The sequence below is a fragment of the Sphingopyxis sp. genome (assembly GCF_965279725.1).
In the GTDB taxonomy this organism is placed as follows: Bacteria; Pseudomonadota; Alphaproteobacteria; order Sphingomonadales; family Sphingomonadaceae; genus Sphingopyxis.
Genome location: NZ_CBDIIL010000003.1, coordinates 1170161 through 1187348, shown reverse-complemented (window position 1 = coordinate 1187348; position 17188 = coordinate 1170161). Strand labels below are relative to the sequence as shown.

The following is a 17188-nucleotide window of genomic DNA, read 5'->3' as shown; positions in this document are numbered from 1 at the left end:
TCCTATGTGCGTCAAATCTTGACGCGCGCACCCACCAGGAAGGTGCGGCCGAAATGGTTGTTCTCGTAATTGCGGTCGGCATCGATATCGGTGAAGCGATAGCGATATTCGTCGGTCAGGTTGATGCCCTCGACCGACAATTCGATATTGTCGGTGATCGCATAGCGCATCGACGCATCGACGTTGATCGTCGAGCCATAGCCTTCGAACACATTGCCGGTGCCGCTGTTGGCGTCGGCGTAACGGCTGCGATAGCTGATCGAGGCGCGGGCGCTGAACTTGCCGTCGTCATAATAGAGCGTGCCGTTGTAGGCGCGTTTCGACAGGTTGAAGAGCGTGCCGTTGCGAACTGCCGAGACGTTGGCGCCGCCCGGGACCACCGACGGCCCCGCCACCGTATAATCGGCATCGGAGTCGACGAAGGTCGCGTTGGCAAGACCGCCGAAGTTCGACAGGAAACCGGGCAGGAAGGTGAACGGCGCCTGCAATGAAATTTCGACACCTTTCAACTTCGCGCCTGCGCCATTGCCGATCGAGGTGATCGTCCACAATTGGCCTTCGGGGTTGATCGCGCCAGGGCTGCTCGGCGGGATGACCGACAGCGGCAGACCGGTCGAGGCGAAGGTGCCGCTGCTCGTCGTCGCGACCGGGAAGCTCGCGATATCCTTTTTGAACAAGGCGACCGAGAAGATCGACTGGGGTGCAAAATACCATTCGAACGCCAGATCGTAGGACGTCGCGCGGAACGGATCGAGGAACGGGTTGCCGTAGTTGATCCGGTAGTTGAAGCCATCGACCGACCCGCCCGGCGTCAGGTTGCCGAGCGTCGGGCGCGTCATCACATCGGCCACCGCGGCGCGGATGATGATATCGTCGTGCGGGAACAGCGCGAGGTTCATCGACGGCAACCAGTCATCATAGCTTCGCTCGACGGTGACCGCCGCACCGCTGTTCAGCCCGCTCGACGTCTGGTCGGTGTGAACATAGCGAACGCCGGCGTTGAGCGCGTAGCGCAGGCCGCCGAGCTCGCCCTTCGCGTCGAACTGCAGATAACCGCCGGTCACCTCTTCGCGCACAGCGCGGTTGTTACCGGCATCGACCGCCGCGACGCGGTCGTAAAGCTTGGTGAAGTCCGTCGTCGCGTCGAGGTTGGCAACCAGCCACTCGGTCGTCGTACCCGCCGGCTGGCCGGCTTTTCCAAGCGTGAACAAGTCGGCAAGGCCCGACGTGACCGGAAAACCATAGACCGCCGCTGGCCCGAACGCCGAGCTCGGCGAGCAGGCGAGCGTGCCGAGGACACGGTCGACGCCGCCGTTGCCGCACACAACGGTATCACGCGTGAAAGCAATGCTGGAAAAATCGAACCGGCGATAGACGCCGCCCGCCTTGACCGTGAAGCCGTCGGCGACGTCCCATTCGGTGCGCAGCTGGGCGGTGCGGAATTTGTTCTCGACCTCGGACGGGCGGTCGCGGATTTCGGCAAGCTGGAAATTCGCCGGATTGGTGACACTGGTCCCGAATGTCAGCACCGGGCGCGCCATATTGCTATAATCGTAGCTGTAATCCTGCGCGTCGCGATCGTCGAAAACGATCGTCGTTTCGAGCGGGATCGACGCCGTCGATTTCGACATACCGCCGAGCAGCGTAAAGCGGAAGCTGTCGCTGACATCCTGGTCCCAAGTCGCGCCGAACTGATAAAATTCGGTCTTTGCTTTGCGCAGATAATGTTCGGTGCGGACCCACGCATCGTCGAGTGTCGCCGAGATCAGATTGTTATCGCCGTCGATCGTGTAATCACTGACGTTGATCGAGCGCTCGTTGCTGCGCAGCAGCACTTCGGCCCAGCGCTCGCGGCGCTGATGCTTGAAGCTCGAATAAAGCCCGTCGAGCGAGATTTTGGTCGCGTCGGTCGGCGCAAACTGGATCGATCCGGTGACGCCGAGGCGTTTCTTGTCATGCGCGATCTCGCCGTAGCGCGGAATGCGCGGGTGGAACGCGAGCGAGACTTCGTTGCATGCGGTGCTTGGCACATAGGTGCCGCCGGCGTTGGCGGTCGTCCAGCATGGCGTGCCATCGACCGAGTCAAAGCGCGCCTGCGCCCAGCGGACGCTGTTGTTGCCCAGCTCGAGAGTCTTCTGGTCTGAATAGGCAGCCGACAAGGCAAAGCCAAGTGTGCCGGCGTCGTTGACCCAGCTCAGCAGCCCGGCAACGCGCGGGCCTGCCTTTTCGGACAGGTCGTTATAGCTGGCCTGCGCCGACAGCACGGCGGTAAAGCCGCTCTTGCCCGCGAGCGGATTGCCGGTGTTGAGATCGACGACTGCGCCGAGCGAGCCTTCGTCGAGTTCCGCCGACGCGGTCTTGTGGACGACGATCGAGCTGAACAGTTCGGAGGCAAAGACGTTGAAGTCGAAGGCGCGGTCGCGGTTCGCCGACGCTCCGTCGGTCGATGTGGCGACGGTCTCGAGCCCGTTGACGCGGACGCGGGTGAATTGCGAGCCGAGGCCGCGCACCGTAATGCCGCGACCCTCGCCGCCGTCGCGCTGGATGGTGATGCCGGGAATGCGCTGGAGCGATTCGGCGAGGTTCTGGTCGGGAAATTTGGCAATATCCTCGGCGACGATCGCATCGACCGCGGCGACCGACTCGCGCTTGACGTCGAGAGCCTTGTCGAGCGAGGCGCGGAAACCGGTGACGACGATCTCGTCTTCGGGCGCGACCGTGTCGTCAGCGGCTGGCGCGGTATCCTGCGCGTAAGTCGGCGACACCGCCAGCGCGGCAAGCGAAGCACCGCACACCAATTTGGTCAAAATGCCAAAGCCCCGCGTTGCATGAATAGCCATTATCATCCTCCCTTGATCGGCCATCATTCCTGATTGCGCAAGAAATGACACCGGTTACTTTGCGAGACCAGAAAAATCGGCGCGATCGCCTGGCCAGAAATTTTTTTGAGAGCGATAATGGCGCCGTCGCTGCTGCGACTGGCTGCCCAATCCCTTCTCCCTTGGAATATTTTCTCGTTGACCGATTGGGGTAACCGGTGTCAGGAAGATAGAGGGATTGGAACAGTCGTGTCAATACCCCAAAGATACGGAGAGACGGGATGCTCAAAAAGACTTGGTTTGCTGCGCTTTTTCTGGCGCTTGCACTACCTGCGAGCCCCGCATTCGCGGCGGATACGGCACAGCTGGCATTCCCCGGCGCAGTCGGTCCCGCCGCCCATACCGTTGGCGGACGCGGCGGCCAGATTCTCCGCGTCACCACGCTGTCGCCCGACGGACCAGGATCACTGAAAGCAGCGATCGAAACCCCGGGGCCGCGCATCATTGTGTTCGAGGTCGGCGGGGTGATCGACATGGGGCGCAAGACGATCGAGATCAAACATCCCTTTCTGACGATTGCGGGCCAAACCGCGCCGGGACCGGGGATCACGCTCATCCGCACCGGGATCGACGTCAAGACCCACGATGTCGTGATGCGCCACCTGCGCGTCTATACCGGGGTCGACGGCCAACCCAAGCGCAGCGGGTGGGAGGCCGATGCCTTTTCGACCGTCGCCGCGCACAATGTCATCGTCGATCATTGCACCTTTCTGTGGGCGCTCGACGAAAACATGTCCGCCTCCGGTCCACGCTTCACCGGCAAGACCGTCGCCGAATGGCGCGAGGGGACGAGCCGGAACGTCACCTTTTCGAACAATCTGGCCGCCGAAGGGCTCGCCGATGCGAGCCACCCCAAGGGCGAACATAGCAAGGGGTCGCTGATCCACGACAATGCGACCGGGATCGTTTTCTACCGCAACGTCTGGGCGCATAATGTCGAGCGGAACCCGCTGATCAAAGGCGGCGCGCAGGCGCTGATGATCAACAATCTGATCTATAACCCGCAGCACCGCGCGGTGCATTACAACCTGATGAACCTCGAATGGGTCGGCCACGCCTACGTTACGGGCCAGATCACCGCGGTCGGCAATGCGATGCGCGGCGGCAATGACACCGATTCCGACCTGCCCTTTCTGATGCTCGGCGGTGACGGCGATCTCGAATATTATGGCAAGGACAATCTGTTCGTCGATCGCCACGGTCAGCCGCTCCCCGAATTCGGTCGATACGGCGAAACGCGCGCGCAGCTGATCCGCGCCAAGGCGCCGCTGGCGCCGCTCGCCGGATACAATATCCTGCCGGTGCGCGATGTCGAGACGTCGGTGCTCGCGACCGCGGGCGCTCGGCCTTGGGCGCGCGATGCGGAGGAGATTCGCGTGCTGTTCTTCGTCGCCGAAGGGCGCGGCGACGTGATCGACGACGAGAAGGAAGTCAGCGGTTATCCGAAGTCCGGTCCGCCCGTTCGCGCGCCCTTTGCCGAGGCCGACTGGGACCTGGCGACGATGGAGCCGCGTTCGGGGCTCTATCCCGCCCAGACGGCGCCGATGCCCCAAGAGCATCTGTCGGCGCGCGACCTCGATTCGCGGGGCGGTGTGAAATGAACACTTGGCTCGCCGCGCTGCTCGCGGGTGCGGCGGCCCCCGCGATGGTCGTCATCGACGAGGCCGATACGGTGCGCGAAGAAGCGCCGCCGCACGGCGCGATCGGGATGTCGACCGCCTACCGGATCAGCGACAACGTTCCGGCGCCGCGCAGCTTCGAGTTCCGCAAGCGCGCGTTGCACGTCGGTGCCGCGATCGGCGTCCATCCGATCGATCATGACGAAATCTATTATGTGCTTTCGGGAACCGGCATCGTCCATTCGGACGGCACGGAGAAAGAGCTGAAGGCGGGAATGGCGGCGTGGCTCTACAGCGGCGCCAAGGTTGGCATCCGCCAGACCGGCGCTGCACCACTGGTGCTGATCATCGCCTATCCGAACAAGGCGGCGGATTAGCGGTGGCGCTGGGCCGCCGCGCGCTGCTGACCGCTAGTCTCGCGCTGCCGTTCGCGAGCGGAGCGGTACAGGCGGCGTGGACGCGCCCCGCCGGCCTGACCCCCGACGCCAGCGTTGCGCTGTGGCCCGACGGCCATGTCAAGCCGCCGTCTGGTCTCGTCGAACAGGTGGTGCAGCGCAGCGATGATCCGGACGCGAGCGACCGCATGCTGCAAGGCATCACCCGCCCGCGCCTCGACATTTTCCGTCCAGCCAAGCCCAATGGCGCCGCGGTGATCCTCGCCCCTGGCGGTGGCTATCGTTACGTCGTGATCGACAAGGAGGGCTATGAACTGGCGCGCTGGCTGAAGGACCGCGGCGTCACCGTTTACGTGCTTTTCTATCGCCTGCCCGGCGACGGCTGGACGAACGGGTCCGATGTCCCGCTAGCCGATGCGCAGCGCGCAGTGCGGCTGGTGCGCAGCAGGGCGAAGATCGACGGCATTGATCCCACACGCGTTGCCTTTGGCGGCTTTTCGGCGGGCGGGCAGGTCGCGACAAGCCTGCTCACGCGCTTCGATGCCAGAGTTTATGCGTCGGTCGATCCGGCCGATACGTTATCAGCGCGGCCCGACGCGCTCGCCGCCATTTATCCCGTGGTCTCTATGGACCCGGCGATCGCCCATGCTGTCAGCCGTGAGAAGCTGATCGGTGCCAACCCCGACGCGGCGCGCGAAAAGCTTTACTCACCCGAACGCAATGTCCGCCCCGACCAGCCGCCGCTGTGGCTGCTTCACGCCGAGGACGACAGAGTCGTGAAGATCGACAACAGCATCCGGCTGCGCGAAGCCACGCGCGACGTCGGGGCGCCGTGCGAAGCGCATTTTTTCGAGCGCGGCGAGCATGGTTTCGGCTTGATGAAAACGGCGGGGCTGCCCGTCGCGATCTGGCCTGAATTGCTGTGGAACTGGCTCGGCGCGCACGGGATCGTCTGACCAGACCGTCATCCCGGCGAAGGCCGGGTTCTTGACCTCACGGCCTGACGCACCGGTGAGATCCCAGCCTTCGCCGGGATGACGACAATGTAAGAAGATGCCCTAGCTACCCGGCTGGATATACGGCACCCGCGCGAACAGCTCGCGTTCCCATTGGCGCGGATCGTTCACGACCCGGCTGTTTGTATCGAACACCATCGTTTGCCGCTGCATCAGATCATAGGCGGGCCACCCCGGATTGCCGGTGCGCGCGAAGCGGACGAACGCGTCCATAACCCTATCGCTCATCGCCTGCTGCGCGGGGGTCGGATCGGGGATGGTGCCAAAGCTGAGCCCGATATCGTCGGCGTGCTTGGCATCCGCGAAATCGAGCTGATAGACGAACGCCGGAGCACCCGCCCGCGCGCGCGCCTCCGCCTCCTCGACCTGCCCACGCCAGCTGCGCGCGGCGGTGACGATGCGGTGGAACAGATCGAGCGGCGCGGCCGTTGGATAACGGGCGCGGAACTGATCCACGACCCATTCGGGATGCGCATCGATGCGCATTTCCGGCGCGATCCGGGCGGCAAGATTGTCGAAGCTCAGCCCCGCGAGCTGCTTGCCCTCGGGCGCGTAAAAGGCGCGCGTTTCCAGCACCGTGTTGCCGAGCATCATCGGGATGCCGTTCGATTGCGGCGCCGCGTCGGGCCAGAAGGGGTGGCGCGTCAGATGTCGCATGTCGAGCACCGGCCCCATATACACCCCGCCGCCGAGGATCGGATCGGTCGCCGCCAGCGCCGCAACAAGTTGCTCGACCGGCGCGGTCGCGGGATCGATGCCGTCGCCCAGCTTCGCGAGGAAAGCCTGCGCGCGCCTCGTCGCGTTGAGCGGCCCAGAAGCAGTGACCTGCTGCCCGCTCATCGTAATCGCCTTGTGGAACAAACCTTTCGCGGCGGGCATCGCCATCAAGGTCGCGATCTTGGCGCCGCCGCCCGACTGGCCGAACACGGTGACGTTGGCAGGATCGCCGCCGAACGCCGCGATATTGCGCTGGACCCATATCAGCGCGGCGATCAGGTCGAGCTGTCCGGCATTGCCGCTGTCGGGAAAGCGCGGATCGAGCCGCGCGAGATAGAGATAGCCGAGCGCGTTCAGCCGGTGGTTGACGGTGACGACAACCACATCACCGCGTGCGGCGAGCGCCGTGCCGTCGTTGATCGGATCGGTCACACTGCCAGTCGAATAAGCGCCGCCGTGGAAATAGACCATCACCGGGCGCTTGCGCTGTTTCTCGATGTCGGGCGTCCAAACGTTGAGAAAATGGCAATCCTCTGATTGCGGCTGATAGCGGTCGCCGCTCTGCGGACAGGCCGGACCGAAGGCGTCGCCGTTCAGCTGCTCGGCGCTGGTCACCGCGACCGGCGCCGCAAAGCGCGCGGCACGGGCGTAGCGGATCCCGGTAAAGGCCCACGCCGACCCATCGCCAATGCTTCGCCGCGTACCTGATCGATAGAAGCCGTCCCGGGCCTCGACCCCGCCAACATGATGAATCGGCGTAAAAATCTCGGCCTTCGCGGCGATTGGCGCAAGTAGCGACGCCGCGCCGGCCGCCAGCACGCGCCGCCGCGTCAGCCTATCGCCGGACATCGAGCCCGCCGCCGTGGAAGGCGTCGATATCGGCCTGCCCGAAGCGGCTCGCATCGCCGGGCAGCGAATGTTTGAGCGCGGTGAGCGCCAGGCCACTTTGCGCCATGGCCTGCGCATCGCCGCCCGCAAGATGCGCGTGGAGCACCCCGGCGGCAAAGGCATCGCCTGCGCCGATGCGATCGACGATGCCGGTGACGTCGATCTCGTCGGTCTGGTGCCCGCCGCCGCGCAGATCGACGCGCGCCGCGATGCGGTGGTGGTCGGCGGTGACCGTGTGGCGCGCGGTCGAAGCGATCAGTTGGAGGTCAGGGAAGTGGGCAAAACCCGCCTCTGCCGCCTCACGGCGGCGATCCGCGCCTTCGCCGCTGAATTCCTGGCCCAGCACCAGCGACAGATCGCGGTGGTTGCCGAACAATATGTCGGTCAGGCCGATGAGTTCGGACAGGATGGCGCGCGGATTGCTATCCCAAGCCTCCCACAGCATCGCGCGGTAATTGCCGTCGAAGCTGACCGGCACGCCGAGACGTTTCGCCGCGCGCGCCGCGGCGAGCGCCGCTTCGGCCGAACGCGGCCCGAGCGCGGGGGTGATCCCCGACAGGTGGAGCAAGCGGGCACCGCTAAGCAGTGCTTCAAAATCATAGTCGTCGGTACCGGTCGCCGCGAAGCTCGACCCCGCGCGGTCATAGACGATTTCGGACGAGCGTAGTCCCGCGCCGACGCTGAGGAAATAGAGCCCCATGCGGCCGGGGCCGGTGGTGACGGCAGTGCAATCAACGCCTGCGCCGCGCACCGCCGCCACGGCTCCGCTACCCAGAGCATTCGGTGGGATTGTACTGACCATCGCGCAATCATGGCCGAGATACGCGAGCCCGATCGCGACATTCACTTCGGCGCCGCCGACATGGAGCGCCAGCGAGGGCGACTGCATCAGCAGCTCGTTGCCCGGCGCGGTCAGGCGGATCAGCAATTCGCCGAAAAAGACTAGCTTGCCTTGCGCCATCCCTACTCCGTTCGCCCTGGTCCCGGAACTGATCCGGGGGAAAGGCTGTTTTTTCTTTGAACTCTAGAAGACAGGACGGTGCTTCGACAAGCTCAGCACGAACGGTCTTGGGTTGTTGCTACCGCGCCAGCCAGCCGCCGTCGACGGCGAGGATGTGGCCTTGGACATAGTCCGACGCACGCGACGCCAGGAATACCGCCGCACCGCCGATGTCGCTGGGATCGCCCCAGCGCCCCGCCGGGATGCGATCCATGATCTGGCGATTGCGCACCTGGTCGCCTTGCAGCGCGGCGGTGTTGTTCGTCGCAATATAGCCAGGCGCGATCGCGTTGACCTGAATGCCCTTCGCCGCCCATTCGTTGGCTAGCAGCTTGGTCAGCCCGCCGACGCCGGATTTCGACGCGGTATAGCTTGGCACCCGGATGCCGCCCTGAAAGGTCAGCATCGAAGCGATGTTGATGATCTTGCCCGAACCGCGCGCGATCATATGCTTTCCCGCCGCCTGGCAGAGGAAGAACAAAGTCTTCAGATTGGTGTCCATCACCGCGTCCCAATCTTCCTCGGTGAAATCGACCGCGTCGGCGCGGCGGATGATTCCGGCATTGTTGACCAATATGTCGATGCGCCCGAATTCGGCGAGCACCGCATCGACAAGTGGCTGCACCGCGCCGACGCTCGACAGGTCGGCGGCAAAATTTTTGCCCTTCCGGCCAAGTCCACGCACCTTGCCGACCGTCTCGTTCGCCGCCGAACGCCCCGCGGCGGCAATATCCGCCCCGGCTTCGGCGAGCGCGAGCGCGATTCCCTGGCCGATGCCGGTGTTGGCGCCGGTGACCAGCGCGACCTGGCCCGACAGATCAAACAGCGCGGCCATGTCAGGCGAGCGCCCGCTCCGCCGACACGCTCTTCAGATAGTCGCTGATCGCGTCGTCCTGCGAATTGGCGTAGAAATACTCGGCGAATTTCTCGCCCGCGATCGCCGCACGCAGCAGATCCTGATCGATGGTCTTCAGCACCGTCAGCATGTCGTGGCACGAGGCAGCCTTGAGATCTTTCAGGATGCCGCGGTTCGTCCGCATGATTTCGGCGCGCTCCTTGGGATAACCCAGACCGCGCTCGCCATCGAACAGCTTGCGATAGACATCCTGAAGGTTGAGTTCAGCCGCCCAGCCGAAGCCCTTGGCATAGGGCATCGACATGGCATTGCCGTCATTGATCTGGCCGAACAGAAACGCATCGGTCGGGTCGATCACCAGACCGCAGAAAACGCCCGGCATCGCGTTGCAGGCGAGCATCGAGCCCATGCCCGTGCCGCAACCCGTGACCACGAAATCGGCGGCCTTGCTGTTGAGCAGGATGCCGGCCAGCAGGCCGTTCATGACATAGGTCAGCGACGCAGTGTCGTCTGCCGAATACATTCCGTAATTGAAAACTTCATGGCCCAGCGGTTCGGCGACCGTGGTCAGCGCTTCGTGGATAATGCTGTTCTTGGCGGCTTGGCTGTTCTCGGTAATCAGCGCGATCTTCATGATCCGGTTCCTTTGCTGGTTTTGCGACATGCTAGACATTTTGGTAACCGGTGTCAATAATAGCGCCGTTGACCGACGGGAAGCAATCTGGACACCGGTATCAGTTTTCGCCAGACGGCAATTGTCGCGGTTGATTTCAAGGCGGCGAGCGCCCATCACGACGGGCGAATGGCGGGACAGCACAGCCGGAACCCGCAAAGGATGAAGCGCATATGACGGCACAAAAAAAGGGTGCGGGGGGCAAGCAGCCGACAATCAACGACGTCGCCGCGCTCGCCGGGGTTTCGAAAAAGACCGTCAGCCGAGTGATCAACCGTTCGGAATTTCTGACCGAAAAGACGCGCAAAGCCGTCGAACAGGCGATTGAGACGCTCGGCTTCGTCCCGAACCCGCAGGCCCGCGCGCTGGCATTCCGGCGCAATTTCCTGATCGCGCTGCTCCACGACAACCCCAATGCCCAGACCGTGCTCAACTTTCAGCAAGGCGTGCTCGACGCGATCAAGGACAGCGACCTCGCGCTGCTCGTGCGTCCGGTCGACCGCGGATCGGACCGGATGCTCGACGACGTCCGCACGTTTCTGGAAAAACAGCGGCCGATCGGGGCGTTGTTGTTGCCGCCGATCTCGGAAAACGACGATCTCGCGGCGCTCTGCGAAGACCTGGGCGTGCGCTATGTGCGCGTCGGATCGGCGCCGCTCGACGACGCCAAGCATTGCGTGTCGTCGAACGACCGCGAAGTTGTCGCAGAGGCGGTGCGTGCGCTGATCGCGCTCGGGCATCGCCGCATTGGATTCGTACGCGGCCCGGTCGGCTTCCGATCGGCGGCTGAACGTGAAAAGGGCTTTATGGAAGCGCTGGCCGAAGCAGGGCTCGACCTTCCCGCCGCGTTCAATGCGCCGGGCAATTATCGTTACGCTGCCGGGGTCGAGGCGGGCGAGGCCTTGCTCTCGCTGTCAGCGCCGCCGACCGCGATCTTCTGTTCGAACGACGAAATGGCCGCCGGGGTGATGAGCGTTGCGCATACCAAGCGCATCGACGTACCCGGCGCGCTGTCGATCATCGGCTTCGACGACAGCCCCACCGCGACGCACATTTGGCCCGCACTCAGCACGGTGCGCTGGCCGATCCGCGAAATGGGGGTGCGCGCGGCCAAGACCCTTGTCCCAGACTTTTTGCCGCTGACCAGCAAAGCCGATGACAACGAGGCAGCGGTCCTTGCATCGACCTTTATCCAGCGCCAGTCCGTCGCGGCAGTCAGCGCGACAAAATTGTCGTAATTTGTCGCAACGCCCGCATTGCGCTTGCATGCGGCAAACCAATCGGTTGAATAGGGCCAATTCCTCCCCGCCCCCCGGCGAACCGAATACGAGAAACATCATTATGCTGGAAAAAAGGTCGCTGTTGCTGGCCGGAGTCCTGTGTGCCGCGACCCTGTCGCTCGGCGCCTGCTCGGGCCAGACCGACGAAAGCAAGAATGGCCGCGGCGCGGCGGCAGTCGGCTATGTCGTCGTGAAAGTCGAAGCGGTGCCGGTTACGACGTCGCTGGGCGGGCGCACCGTCGCGTTCGAGACCAGCGAAGTGCGGCCGCAGGTCAACGGCCTGATCCGCCGCCGCCTGTTTACCGAGGGCGGTTTCGTGCGCGCCGGCCAGCCGCTCTACCAGATCGATGCCAGCCTTTATCAGGCCGCCGTCGATCAGGCATCGGCCAATCTTGCGAGCGCCCGCGCCAGCGCGCAGGCGACCGAGGAAAGGGTGCGACGCTTCGCCCCGCTGGCCAAGATGCAGGCGATCGCCGAGCAGGATTATACCGACGCGCTGGCCGAGGCGCGCGTCGCGCGCGCCGCAGTGGCGCAAAACAATGCGGCGCTGGAAACCGCGCGGATCAACCTGCGCTACACGACGCTGAGCGCGCCAATCAGCGGCCGCATCGGCCGCAGCCTCGCCACCCCCGGCGCGCTGGTCAGCGCGAGCCAGGCGGCACCGCTGGCTGTCATCCAGCAAACCGACCCGATCTATGTCGACATGCAGCAGTCGAGCGCCGAGCTGACCACCTTGCGTCAGGCGCTCGATAGCGGTGGCGTCGCCGCGGGCAGCACCTCGGTGCGGCTGCGGCTGGAGGACAGCAGCGCCTATGGCTTTGCCGGCACGGTCCAGTTTTCCGACATCACGGTCAGCGAAACCACCGGTACCGTCACGCTGCGCGCGCGCTTTCCCAATCCCAAGGGGGTGCTGCTGCCCGGCATGTTCGTGACCGCGTTGTTCGATCAGGCGATCAATCCGGCCGCAATCCTGGTGCCGCAACAAGCCGTGCAGCGCGATTTCGACGGGTCGGCCTTCGTCTATCTGGTCGGCAAGGACAACAAAGCGTTGCGGCGCAAGGTCACCGCCGATCGCACCATCGGCGCCAACTGGGTCGTTACCGCCGGGCTGAAAGCCGGCGAGCGCGTCATTACGCAGGGGGTCGGCACGCTGAAACAGGGTGCACCGATCAAGCCGGTTCCGGCGAGCAGCGTGCAGCGGGTGGGGGTGCCCGCTACCAAGACAGAAACGAGTCGATAGCCCCCCATGTCCCGTCTGTTCATCAATCGTCCCATTTTTGCCTGGGTGCTGGCAATCATCGTGATGCTGGGCGGGGTCGGCGCGCTGTTTTCGCTGCCGATCGAACAATATCCCGACATCGCGCCGGCGCAGGTCAACATCCGCGCCAGCTATCCGGGCGCGTCGGCCGAGGCGATCGAAAACAGCGTCACCCAGATATTGGAGCAGCAACTGACCGGCATCGATGGCCTGCTCTATTTCAGCTCGCAATCAAGTTCACGCGGTCAGGCGAGCATCACCGCGATCTTCGAAAAGGGAACCGACCCCGACATCGCGCAGGTGCAGGTCCAGAATAAGGTCCAGTCGGCGATCTCGCGTCTGCCGCAACAGGTGCAGCAGCAGGGGGTGCGCGTCACCAAATCCAACGCCGACTCGCTGTTGCTCGTCGGCGTTTATGACGAAACCGACACCCGCGCGAACGCCGACGTGTCCGATTATATGACGTCGAATATCCAGGACCCGCTGTCGCGCGTCGAGGGGGTCGGCGACGTCAATATCTTCGGCGCGCCGCATGCGATGCGGATCTGGCTGAACCCCCAGCGGCTAGCGGCGGTGTCTTTGATGCCCAGCGAGGTGATCGCCGCGATCACGGCCCAGAATAGCGAAGTCGCGGCGGGCGAGGTCGGCGGCCTGCCGTCACCGCAGGGCCAGATGCTCAACGCGACCGTGACCGCGCAGTCGCGCCTGCAAACCGTCGAGCAGTTCGAGAATATCGTGCTCAAAACGCAGCCCGACGGATCGAGCGTGCGGATCAAGGACATCGCGCGGGTCGAGATCGGCGCGGAAAATTACAGCGTCGTCAGCCGCATCAACGGCCATCCCGGCGCGGGCATGTCGATCTCGCTGTCGCCGGGGTCCGACGCGCTGGAAACCGCCGACCGCGTCAAGGCGCGCATGGAAGAACTTGCCGTCGATTTCCCCGACGGCCTCGCTTATTCCTACGCCAATGATTCGACCGCTTTCATCAAGCTGTCGGTTAGCGAAGTGCAAAAGTCGCTGTTCGAGGCAATCCTGCTCGTCATCGTCGTGATGTTCGTGTTCCTGCAAAGCTGGCGCGCGGTGCTGATCCCCGCGATCGCGGTGCCGGTCGTGCTGCTCGGCACCTTTGCAATCTTTTATATGCTGGGGTTCAGCATCAACACGATGACGCTGTTCGGATTGACGCTGGCGATCGGTCTGCTCGTCGACGACGCCATCGTCGTGGTCGAAAATGTCGAACGGTTGATGGAAGAGCATCCCGAGATGTCGGCGCGCGAGGCGACGATCCAGTCGATGAAGGAATTGCAGGTCGCGCTGATCGCGATCGCGCTGGTGCTGTCGGCGGTATTCCTGCCGATGGCGTTTTTCGGCGGCTCGACCGGCGTCATCTATCGCCAGTTTTCGGTCACGATCATTTCGGCGATGATGCTGTCGGTGCTGGTCGCATTGATCCTCAGCCCGGCGCTGACGTCCACCCTGCTCAAGCAGAAGACGCACGGCGAAACCGCACCCGGTGGCCGTTTCCCGCGCGCCCGCGCTATGCTCGAACGCGCCAAAAACGGCTTCAATACGCGCTTTGACCGCACAGTCGAACGCTATGTCGGCAGCGTGACCAAGGTCGTCGACCGCAAATGGCTCTTCCTCGGCATCTACGCGATCATATTCGCGGTGCTGGCAGTGCTGTTTCTGCGCCTGCCCAGCGGCTTTTTACCCGGCGAGGATCAGGGGCGCGTCCAGGTGCAATTCCGCCTGCCCGCCGGCGCCACCCAGGGGCGGACGCTGGAAGTGCGCGATGCGGTCGAGAAATATTTCCTGACCCAGGAAAAGGCGAATGCACAAACCCTGTTCCTGGTCGCTGGCGGCGGCGGCGGCGGCGCGGTCGGCCAGAATACCGGACAGGGCTTCGTCAACCTGACCCATTGGGATGACCGGCCGGGCCAGGAAAATACCGCCGATGCGATCGCCGAGCGCGCCGGAAAGGCGCTGAGCGGGCTGCGCGATGCGCAAGTGTTTGCGCTGGTTCCGGGCGCCGTCCGCGGGCTGGGGGATTCATCGGGGTTCACGATGCAGTTGCAGAACCGCGGCGGGATGAGCCGCGAGGATTTCGTCGCGGCGCGCGACCGGCTGCTAGCAATGGCCAATGCCAATCCCAAGCTGACTGGGGTGCGCCTCAGCGATCTTCCCGATGTTGCGACGCTGAAGATCGACGTCGATACGCAAAGACTGACCGCTTATGGCATCAACAATAACGATGTGAACGCGACGCTCGCGACCGCGTGGGGCGGGCGCTACGTCAACGACTTCATCGACGAGGGGCGCGTCAAACGCGTCTATGTTCAAGGTGATGCCCCCTATCGCGCCAAGCCCGAAGATCTGAGCCAATGGTATGTGCGCGGCACCAATGGCGAAATGGCGCCCTTCTCGGCCTTTGCTCGCACCGGCTGGGCGACGACGCCTAGCAGCACCTCGCGCTTTCAGGGCGTGCCCGCCTTTGAAATTTCGGGCCAGCCATCGCCCGGCACCAGTTCGGGCGAAGCAATGGACGAAATCGAGGCACTGGCCGGCCAGTTGCCCGGAACCAGCGTTGCCTGGTCGGGCTCCTCCTATCAGGAACGGCTGTCGTCGGGGCAGGCGCCATTGCTCTATGGCATCTCTCTGCTCGTCGTCTTCCTGTGCCTGGCGGCGCTTTACGAAAGCTGGACGATCCCGCTCGCGGTGATCCTGATCATCCCGCTCGGGCTGATCGGCGCGGTGGTCGCGGTGTCGCTGCGCGGGCTCGAAAACGATGTCTATCTTCAGATCGGTTTGCTCACGACGATGGGACTCGCGGCGAAAAACGCGATCCTGATGATCGAGTTTGCCGAACAGGAAGAGCGCAAGGGCAAGCGCGTGATTGAGGCGGCGATTGCCGCGGCGCGCATTCGCCTGCGCCCGATTTTGATGACCAGCTTTGCCTTCATCTTTGGCGTGTTGCCGCTCGCGATTGCGACCGGCGCCGGGGCGAACAGCCGCGTCGCGATCGGCACCTCGGTGATCGGCGGCATGTTGACCGCCGCCTTCCTGGCGATCTTCTTCATCCCGCTGTTCTTCGTCCTCGTCCGCCGCGGCGTGCGCGATGGGATCGCAGCAGTGCGCGGCCGCTTTGGCAAGGGCAAGACCGACGGCGCGGCGGAGGTGCCGGCATGATCGGAACCCGCGCCCTGCTGCTCGCGAGCACGCTCGCGCTCGCGGGCTGCTCGCTGGCGCCCAAGACGGTGCTGCCGACGCCGCCGGTTCCGCAAAGCTGGCCGGTCGGCGACGCCTATCTGCTGCAAAGCGAGGCGGCGCTGCCGATCCTCTCCTACCAGAGCGTCTTCACCGATCCGCGCCTCCAGTCTCTGGCTGAGCAGGCGCTGACCAACAATCGCGACCTGCGCGTCGCTTATGCCAATGTCGCCGCGGCACGCGCGCAGGCGCGCGTCACCCGTTCGGGCCAATTCCCTGCCGTCGGGATCAGCGGCGGCGCGGGCTATTCGGACGGTGGTGGCAACGGCACAAGCGGCGGAGGCGGCAGCGGCGACTTTTCGCTGCGCGGCGGCGTGACCGCGTTCGAGATCGACCTGTTCGGCAAGCTTGCCAATGCCACCGAATCCGACCGCAACCGCGCGCTGGCGACCGAGGCAGCTTCACGCACCGTACGCCTCGCGCTGATCGCCAATCTCGCCGACGCCTGGGCAACCTATGGCGCCGACCGCGACCTCCTGAAAATCGCCGAGGACACCGCCGCCAATGCGCGCGAAAGTGTGCGGCTGACCAAAGCACGGCTCGACGGCGGGGTTGCGCCGCGCACCGACCTGCGTCAGGCCGAACAGATACTCGCGACCGCCGAGGATGCGATCGCACAGCAAAGGACCGCGCTGGCGCAGGACGAAAATCTCATCCGCCTGCTCGTCGGCGGCGATGTCGATCGCGCGCTGCTGCCGACGGGCCTCGCCGAAGTGACGCCGGCGATCTCGTCCTTACCGGCCGGGGTGAACTCGCAAATCCTGCTGCGCCGCCCCGATGTGATCGAGGCCGAATATGGCCTGCGCGCCGCCAATGCCGACATCGGCGTCGCGCGCGCGCAGCTTTTCCCGTCGATTTCGCTGACCGGATTACTCGGCTTTGCCAGCAACGCGCTGTCCAGCCTGTTCGACAGCGGGTCGTTCAACTGGTCGGGGGGCGGCGACATCACAGCGCCGATATTCGACGCCGGGGGCCGCCGCGCCGGCGTCGCCGTCAGCGAAGCGCAGCGCGATGCCGCGCTCGCGGGGTATGAAGGCGCAATCCAGACCGCTTTTCGCGAGGTTGCCGACGCGCTCGCGGTGCAGGGCACGATCGCCGAACGAACGCGCGCGGCTGCCGCGAACACCGAGGCCGCCGCCGATACGGCTATGCTGACCGACGCGCGATACAAGGGCGGCGTCGATAGCTTCCTCGCCAGCCTCGATGCGCAGCGCAGCCTCTATACGGCGCGGCGCAGCGAAATCGCGACGCAGCTGCTGCTCGTCCAAACCCGCATCGCGTTGTTCCGCGCGTTGGGCGGCGACAGCAGCGCGGGTTCGGCACCTTAACCACCTGCGCCGTAA

At 64.5% G+C, this 17188-nt stretch carries 12 protein-coding genes; 7 read left to right on the top strand and 5 right to left on the bottom strand.

The annotated features are described in order from the left end of the window. Positions 1 to 11 precede the first annotated feature (11 nt). Positions 12 to 2840, bottom strand: coding sequence for a TonB-dependent receptor (locus ACQY6T_RS14670; RefSeq protein ID WP_428631885.1), 2829 nt, complete (start codon positions 2838 to 2840; stop codon positions 12 to 14). A gap of 260 nt (positions 2841 to 3100) precedes the next feature. On the opposite strand from ACQY6T_RS14670, the gene ACQY6T_RS14665 reads away from it, so the two are divergent. The 3 genes from ACQY6T_RS14665 to ACQY6T_RS14655 are packed head-to-tail and all read left to right on the top strand — an operon-like array spanning position 3101 to position 5849. Next, the gene (locus ACQY6T_RS14665; RefSeq protein WP_428631883.1) at positions 3101 to 4480 is read left to right on the top strand and encodes a pectate lyase family protein; all 1380 of its coding nucleotides are present in this window, start codon (positions 3101 to 3103) and stop codon (positions 4478 to 4480) included. Then, on the top strand, positions 4477 to 4875 hold the full coding sequence (locus ACQY6T_RS14660) for a cupin domain-containing protein (protein WP_428631880.1): 399 nt from the start codon (positions 4477 to 4479) through the stop codon (positions 4873 to 4875). The genes ACQY6T_RS14665 and ACQY6T_RS14660 overlap by 4 nt, the downstream gene beginning before the upstream one ends. A 2-nt stretch (positions 4876 to 4877) precedes the next feature. Further along, positions 4878 to 5849, top strand: a complete 972-nt coding sequence (locus ACQY6T_RS14655) for an alpha/beta hydrolase (protein ID WP_428631878.1) — start codon at positions 4878 to 4880, stop codon at positions 5847 to 5849. A gap of 102 nt (positions 5850 to 5951) precedes the next feature. Here the strand turns inward: ACQY6T_RS14655 and ACQY6T_RS14650 are convergent, their stop codons facing one another. The 4 genes from ACQY6T_RS14650 to ACQY6T_RS14635 form a co-directional block, all read right to left on the bottom strand. Beyond that, entirely contained in the window at positions 5952 to 7475 is a 1524-nt protein-coding gene (locus tag ACQY6T_RS14650; RefSeq protein ID WP_428631875.1) for a carboxylesterase/lipase family protein, read from the bottom strand. Beyond that, complete coding sequence (locus ACQY6T_RS14645) at positions 7462 to 8475, bottom strand: sugar kinase (RefSeq protein WP_428631872.1); 1014 nt, start codon at positions 8473 to 8475, stop codon at positions 7462 to 7464. Before ACQY6T_RS14645 ends, ACQY6T_RS14650 begins: the two co-directional genes overlap by 14 nt. 118 nt (positions 8476 to 8593) lie before the next feature. Then, entirely contained in the window at positions 8594 to 9349 is a 756-nt protein-coding gene (gene kduD / locus ACQY6T_RS14640) for a 2-dehydro-3-deoxy-D-gluconate 5-dehydrogenase KduD (protein WP_428631870.1), read from the bottom strand. 1 nt (position 9350) lies between these two features. After that, a complete protein-coding gene (locus ACQY6T_RS14635) occupies positions 9351 to 10004 on the bottom strand; it encodes an RpiB/LacA/LacB family sugar-phosphate isomerase (RefSeq protein ID WP_428631868.1) in 654 nt (217 codons plus the stop codon). Between the two features lie 212 nt (positions 10005 to 10216). Here ACQY6T_RS14635 and ACQY6T_RS14630 point away from each other — a divergent pair, with 212 nt between their 5' ends. From ACQY6T_RS14630 to ACQY6T_RS14615, 4 genes are all read left to right on the top strand, one after another. Further along, a complete protein-coding gene (locus tag ACQY6T_RS14630) occupies positions 10217 to 11281 on the top strand; it encodes a LacI family DNA-binding transcriptional regulator (protein WP_428631865.1) in 1065 nt (354 codons plus the stop codon). Positions 11282 to 11384: 103 nt separating this feature from the next. Continuing rightward, complete coding sequence (locus tag ACQY6T_RS14625) at positions 11385 to 12563, top strand: efflux RND transporter periplasmic adaptor subunit (RefSeq protein WP_428631863.1); 1179 nt, start codon at positions 11385 to 11387, stop codon at positions 12561 to 12563. A gap of 6 nt (positions 12564 to 12569) precedes the next feature. After that, positions 12570 to 15767, top strand: coding sequence for an efflux RND transporter permease subunit (locus ACQY6T_RS14620; protein ID WP_428631861.1), 3198 nt, complete (start codon positions 12570 to 12572; stop codon positions 15765 to 15767). After that, positions 15764 to 17173 carry an efflux transporter outer membrane subunit gene (locus ACQY6T_RS14615; RefSeq protein ID WP_428631858.1) on the top strand — a complete coding sequence of 470 codons (1410 nt, stop codon included), beginning with the start codon at positions 15764 to 15766 and terminating at the stop codon, positions 17171 to 17173. The genes ACQY6T_RS14620 and ACQY6T_RS14615 overlap by 4 nt, the downstream gene beginning before the upstream one ends. Positions 17174 to 17188: the final 15 nt, after the last annotated feature.

Bases quoted from the DNA above. Each gene is read 5' to 3' on its own strand.
- ACQY6T_RS14670 (WP_428631885.1), bottom strand. From the start codon at position 2,840: ATGGCTATTCATGCAACGCGGGGCTTTGGCATTTTGACCAAATTGGTG.
- ACQY6T_RS14665 (WP_428631883.1), top strand. From the start codon at position 3,101: ATGCTCAAAAAGACTTGGTTTGCTGCGCTTTTTCTGGCGCTTGCACTA.
- ACQY6T_RS14660 (WP_428631880.1), top strand. From the start codon at position 4,477: ATGAACACTTGGCTCGCCGCGCTGCTCGCGGGTGCGGCGGCCCCCGCG.
- ACQY6T_RS14650 (WP_428631875.1), bottom strand. From the start codon at position 7,475: ATGTCCGGCGATAGGCTGACGCGGCGGCGCGTGCTGGCGGCCGGCGCG.
- ACQY6T_RS14645 (WP_428631872.1), bottom strand. From the start codon at position 8,475: ATGGCGCAAGGCAAGCTAGTCTTTTTCGGCGAATTGCTGATCCGCCTG.
- kduD (WP_428631870.1), bottom strand. From the start codon at position 9,349: ATGGCCGCGCTGTTTGATCTGTCGGGCCAGGTCGCGCTGGTCACCGGC.
- ACQY6T_RS14635 (WP_428631868.1), bottom strand. From the start codon at position 10,004: ATGAAGATCGCGCTGATTACCGAGAACAGCCAAGCCGCCAAGAACAGC.
- ACQY6T_RS14630 (WP_428631865.1), top strand. From the start codon at position 10,217: ATGACGGCACAAAAAAAGGGTGCGGGGGGCAAGCAGCCGACAATCAAC.
- ACQY6T_RS14625 (WP_428631863.1), top strand. From the start codon at position 11,385: ATGCTGGAAAAAAGGTCGCTGTTGCTGGCCGGAGTCCTGTGTGCCGCG.
- ACQY6T_RS14620 (WP_428631861.1), top strand. From the start codon at position 12,570: ATGTCCCGTCTGTTCATCAATCGTCCCATTTTTGCCTGGGTGCTGGCA.
- ACQY6T_RS14615 (WP_428631858.1), top strand. From the start codon at position 15,764: ATGATCGGAACCCGCGCCCTGCTGCTCGCGAGCACGCTCGCGCTCGCG.